This is a genomic window from Micromonospora marina (assembly GCF_900091565.1).
Classification (GTDB): Bacteria; Actinomycetota; Actinomycetes; order Mycobacteriales; family Micromonosporaceae; genus Micromonospora; species Micromonospora marina.
Genome location: NZ_FMCV01000056.1, coordinates 1 through 6,017 on the forward strand (window position 1 = coordinate 1; position 6,017 = coordinate 6,017).

A 6,017-nucleotide genomic window follows, 5' to 3' on the forward strand; every position below is an offset into this window, starting at 1 on the left:
TGACGGTGGACCAGCGGCCGGTGGCCAGGTTCATCCGTCGGCGGCGGATTCGTAGCGCTTGCACGGCGTGCGGGAAATCCAGGGCGAGGGCTGGGGTGCAGGTGACTGCTTGCAGGCGGCGGATGTCGTAGCGGCCGTGCCCGCGGGTGCTGGTCTCGTCCTGGGTCGGGATTTTCGCCCAGGGCAGCGTTTTGAGCTGGTGGTGCAGACGCGGCTGGTTCTTCTTCACGGTGAACAGATAGCCGGCCTTCTTGTCGTCGACCAGCCAGCGGGCGTGCTCACGCTGGGTGTGCAGAGCGTCTGCGGTGACGACCACCGCGGTCAGGTCGAGCGGGGTCAGCAGCGGCTGGAAGCGGGTCAACTCGTTGGTCTTGCCGGCCACATCGACTTGGCCGAGGGCCGCCCCTGTGTGCTGATCCAGCACTGCCAGGAGATGCACCTGACTGCCGGCCGGGCCGCTGCCCCGCAAGGTTTTGCCGTCCACGCTGTACACCTGCCGTCCACCGCCCGCTGGCGGCCGGGACGCGAGGATCCACCGGCCGACTGTGTCGTCCAGGGCGTCGGCGTCGATCCCGGCCAGGATCCGCCGGAACGTGGACTCGTCCGGAGCCCGGAACCGGCCGGTGAACGGATCCCGGAACACGCCCAGTTCGGCGAGAACCTGCTGCGGCGCGTCGTCGGCCCATTCCGCGACCGCCGTTACGGAGCGGGCACCGGTCAGTACCGCCGCGACGAGTGTGGCCAGGACTCCGGGCAGCGCATGGACGACACCGCGAGGGTCTCGCCGGTCCGGCACTGCCGCCAATGCCCCGACCAGGCTCGACCGGCGTCCGACCGGCACCGGCTCGTCCAGGCGGTCCGCGTGCACGGTCACAACGTCAATCAGCGATGATGATCCCAACGGGCGTGGTCCTCTTTGATCTTCCCAGACTCGACACCTGGATGATCATCGAAAGGCCGCGCCCGCCTCTATACCACCATGATCCGGAGCGTCTACACCCAAACGCCCACAACGGCCATATCGCTACCTTGCCGGAGCCCTGCCGCCCTGGCAGACCGTCTACGGCTACTTCACCGCCTGGACCAACGACGACATCTTCACCCAGCTAAACTACCAGCTCACCGGCCTGGCTCGCACCAAGGCCGGACGCGCCACACAGCCGTCGGCCTGCGTCATCGACACCCAGAGTGTGAAGACCTCCACCAACGCGCCCCTGCCCACGCAGGGCATCGACGCCGGCAAGAAGATCGTCGGACGCAAACGCGGCATCGTCACCGACACTCTCGGCCTGCTCCTCGCGGTCGTCGTCACCGCCGCCAGCGCCAACACAGTCGGCATCGACCTGCTGGAACAGGCCAAAGCCACCTACCCGACCCTGGCCAAGACCTGGGTCGACGCAGGCTTCAAGAACAAGGTCATCGAGCACGGCGCCACCCTCGGCATCGACGTCGAGGTCGTCACCAAGGACCCGCAGGTCAAGGGATTCTCGGTGGTCAAGTGGCCATGGGACGTCGAACGCAGCCTCGGCTGGATCATGCTGCACCGGCGTCTGGCCCGCGACTACGAAGCCCTACCCGACAACTCGGCCAGCATGATCCGCATCGCGATGATCGACAACCTCACCAAACGCGTCGCCGACGAAACCACCCCAACCTGGCGAGACATCTGAAGGCGGCATCACTCGCAAAATACGTGAATCAGACGCCCTCTAAAGCCGGAGGTGCCGCCAGTCCGCGTCGCGGAATCCGGCGGCACCTACCTCATGGCCTGTTCCGTACCCGACTTAGCGTCGGCGGCGCCTCCTGTCAGCTACAAGTACGAGGTTTCCGACTATTGCGAAGAGCAGGGTGACGCCCAGACCGAGCAGCCCGAGTGTAAAGACAAGGTCATCCTGCTCGTCATGACCGATCCATATAGCGTAGCAGCTACCAGCAAGCATCAATACGACGCCGGAGGTAAGGATGCTAATTGGCTTCAATTCCACTCCAGAGTGTGGTGACTTCGGGAACTCTACCAGCAGTCACCTTCGAAGCAAGAGTTAATCCCGTCGATCATCAACGCTGAGGCGATGACAAGTCCTCCGAGTGCCACGGCGGCCACTCCTGCTAGAGCGAGGGCGGGAAGCGCCGGACCGGCGGTCAGGGCCAAGAGCCCAATGTCGATACCGATTGCAATCGAGGCACCTGCAGCATACCGGTCGATTCCACTTTGGCCAGTTGGATCGATGTAGTTAACGGGGTTGCCGCCAGCGTAGGCGTAGCGGTTGCCCTTGTTGGGGCTGCCGATGAAGCTGAGGTTGTCCTGTTGGGTGAAGCGACCTTGTTGGGGGTTGTACCAGCGCTGGCCGAGCTTCGTGAAGCCGGTGCTCTGGTCGTAGATGCCGCCGGTGTAGCGGACGATGTTGGAAGCGCCGAGGTTGGTTTCGTCGGTGGTGGTGGCGTTGCCGTAGGGGTCGTATTTGTAGCTGGCGGCGAGAGTGCCATTCGCCTTGACGATCGCCACTGGAGTGCCGAGTCCGTCGAGGACGAAGGCGGTGTCGGTGCCGTTGATCCGCAGGCCGAGCGGGGTGCCGAGGCCGTCGCGTTCGACGTAGACGGTGGTGCCGGCGGCGGTCCAGGACTGGAGCCAGGGCATGCCGTGCTGGTCTTCGTAGCCGTACTGCAGGGTGGTGGTGCCGGCGCGGGTGAGTTCGACCTGGTCGGTGCCGGCGTAGGCGTAGGTGCTGGAGTTCGCGCCGGTCATCTGGTTGGCGCCGTTGTAGGTGACCGGGTTGACCGACGGGGCGCTGGCGCGGGTCTGGTTGCCGCGGTTGTCGTAGGTGTTGTTGGTGGTGGTGACCTGGTTGGCGGTGTTGAACGTCAGGGTCTGGGTGGTGGTGCCGTCGACCTTGACCGTCTTGCGGTTGCCGTTGCTGTCGTAGGTGTAGTCGTAGGTCTTGCCGTTGTAGTTGGTGGCCTTGGTCAGCCGGTTGGCCTTGTCGTAGGTGAACTGGCTGATCGCGCCGGAGGTTTCGTCCTTCTGCCACTGCCGCAGCCCGGTGTCGTCACCGCTGGCCGTGGAGCACGGCTGTCCGGAGGTGTACTTGGCGTAGCAGTAGGTCACGTCGAACACCGTCGCAGGAGCGGCGGAGTTGCGGGTGGCCGTGATGCGGGTGGGCCGGTCGGACTTGTCGTAGGTGGTCTTGACGCGCAGGGCGTAGACGCTGTTGTCGGTGTTGGCGGCGAACCAGGTGTTGAGGCGGTTGCCGTCCTTGTCGTAGGAGTAGTTGTAGCGGGTGCCGCTGGCGGTCTCGGTGCCGACGAGCCAGTTGCGGGTGTTGTAGATGTGCTTGGTGGTTCCACGGCCGTCGGTGATGCCGGTGAGGTTCCCGGCGAGGTCGTGGTCGTAGAGCAGCGTCACGCCGCCGGGGTCGGTGCGCTTGCGCAGCCGGTTGAGGTTGTCCCACTCCCAGGTGGTGGTGCCGGTGGAGTCGGTGCGGCTCTGCAGGTTCCCGACGCGCCCGTATTCGTAGGTGACGGGGGTGAGGTTGGCGCCGCAGCCGGAGTAGCTAGTCTTCTCCAGCCGGTCGTCCTTGGTCCAGTCGTAGGTGGTGGTGCAGCCACCCTGCGCCACGGTGCGGACGCGGCCGAGGACGTCGTAGGTGAACGTCTTGACGGCCAGGCCGTTACCGGTGGGCGGGGTTAGCGTCGTGATCTGCTTGTCGCTGTCATAGGTGTAGGTAGTGGGGTTGCCGGTGTTCGCCGGGTCGGTGGAGGTCTTGACGGTGCCGTCGGTGTTGTAGTCGACCTCGGCCTTCGCGGCGAGGGCGTCGGCGGTGGAGGTGGCGTTGCCGGCGCCGTTGTAGGTGTAGGTGGAGGTGTTGCTCTGGGTGTCGATCGACGAGGACGGCTGGAAGTTCGCCGTCGGGTTCGTCGAGGTCGCCGCGTTCGCGTACGCCGCCGAGGCGCTGGCGCCCGACGGCGACGCCGACTTGGTCAGCGACTGGCCGGCGTTGGCGCCGTAGGTGTTGGTGGTCGTGCTGCCCTCGGGGCTGACGTCGGTGGCCACGTCCTGGAACGTCGTGTAGGTCTTCGACCGCTCGTTACCGGCCGGGTCGGTGGCCTTGGTGACCCGCTTGTCGCTGTTCAGGTAGTAGGTGGTGTGCGGCACCGACGCGACCGGCTGCGCCAGGTCCTGGCGCGGGTCGGCCATCATCGACTGCGACGACGTCGGGTACGCGAACCGGGTGGTCGCACCCTGACCGGTGGTGGTGTCGGTGACCTGGGTGAACGAGGTCACCCGGTGCTGCCCGTCGTAGGTGACGACGCTGTAAAGGTCGTCCTTCGACCAGATCTTGACCAGGTCACCGGCGGTGCTGTACTCGAACGCCCACTGCCGCGTCGCCCCCAGCAGGTCGATCGCCTGCAGCCGGTTGTTGGCGTCGTACTTGTAGGACACCGTCCGGATGACGTTGTAGGCGTCGCTCTGCTCGTAGGTCTTCAACCGGCCGTTGACGAACGTGGCCGTGGCCTTGCGGGCGTACTGGCTGCCCCGGTCGGATACGACCTGGGTGAGCTGCCCGCCGCTGTAGGTGTAGTCGGTGACGTTGTCGTTGCGGTCCTCGGTCTTGTCCAGGAGACCGTCGGAGGTGAAGAAAAGCTCCTTGCCGCTGTCGTTTTCGGTCAGCTTCCACCCGGTGCCGTTCTTGACCAGCTTGGCCTTGAACTCACCCGGCGTCGTGTAGGCCGAACCGGTCCAGGTGAACTTGCCGACCACGCCGTCGGCGGCGGCGTAGGTGACCGAGCTGTCATCGGCCGGATACAGCTTCACGTCCTGCCCGGCCCGTGTGCGCCAACCCGGCCCGTGGGAGCCCATCGACAGGTCGCTGCCCAGCATGAGGCTGTTGAACGACGCGCCCAGCGTCACGTTCCCGGCGATCCCGGGCAGGGTCAGGTCGGTGGTGTTCACCATCAGGTTCCCGGACCCGACGTTGACCTTCACCTCCATCCGGTCCGCCAGCGAGAACGACACCAGGGTGCCGTTGCGCACCGGCCCGGTGCCCTTGGGTACCGACGGCGCCGCCCCCGCAGCGGCCCGCGTCACCGCGCGCTGCGGCGAGTCGAACAACCACACCTTCGACGACGACCGCGGCGACACCTGCGGCGCCTCCGACACCTCCTTCTGCGGCGCCGCGGGCGCGGCGGATGACACAGCCGGCGGAACCGCCAGCACCGACGTGGCCAGCAGCGCGGACGCCACCCCCACAGCCACTCGACGTTGACCCATCAACACTCCCTCTTCCACACCTCACCCGACGGCCGATCCGCCAGGAAAAGGACATAGCTCACCACACCCTTCATCGGCGAACCGTGAACGGCATGGTTGATAGAGAGCCGACCCGCTCAGCGCACAAGGTCAGCGAACAATTTTAGGACGCAGAAAGCTGGCGGGCGATTTATCGCGGACGCTGGACGCAACGAATGGTGCGCATTATTCGCGCCGGTCATCGCAGCAGCGTAACTCGCGGTCGATACGACATTCGCCTCCGCGAGCGGCGGAAACGGCCCAGCCCGGGGCCGTGGCCGGCAGCAGTCGACCGCGCCTAGATAGACGCCACTGCGCCGGGGTTCAGAAATTCAGTCAGCCATCGTGACTCACGCATCCCCCGTTGAACTTGCTAGTTGTCATCGATCAACTGTTGTTCCCGAACAAGCTATCCAGTCAGTAAGTCTCAGGTCAATAACTATCACAAACAGCTAGGATCAAAGGTTTTTATCGCTCTAAAAAGTGCAGTGCGGATGGCGCTATGTGACCGCGATCGGATACCTCAGTTCGACCGACGCCGATCGGGTGGCTCGTGCACACGTTCCACACCGGGCATCCACGGCCCGTGGCCTTCGAGTCGCGATGGATGCACGAAGCCCGGCGGTGGCCATCCTGGGCCAGGGCTCCGGCAAGGTAGTTGTTTGACCGTTTCAGGTGATTCCGAGTAGTTGGAGTGGCCGGTAGGGGTTTCGGCTGTTGTGGCGTAGGGCTG

General features: G+C 65.2%; 2 protein-coding genes and 1 pseudogene. 1 reads left to right on the plus strand and 2 read right to left on the minus strand.

Annotated features, from left to right (window positions below; translation table 11 throughout):
* A partial coding sequence (locus GA0070215_RS27675) for an ISAs1 family transposase (RefSeq protein ID WP_244167184.1) occupies positions 1-868 on the minus strand: 868 nt, incomplete at its 3' end.
* Positions 869-1,016: 148 nt separating this feature from the next.
* Here GA0070215_RS27675 and GA0070215_RS27680 point away from each other — a divergent pair.
* A pseudogene (locus GA0070215_RS27680) lies at positions 1,017-1,670 on the plus strand (transposase); the annotation flags it as partial.
* Between the two features lie 341 nt (positions 1,671-2,011).
* Here the strand turns inward: GA0070215_RS27680 and GA0070215_RS27685 are convergent.
* On the minus strand, positions 2,012-5,266 hold the full coding sequence (locus tag GA0070215_RS27685; protein ID WP_244167185.1) for an RHS repeat-associated core domain-containing protein: 3,255 nt from the start codon (positions 5,264-5,266) through the stop codon (positions 2,012-2,014).
* Positions 5,267-6,017 lie beyond the last annotated feature (751 nt).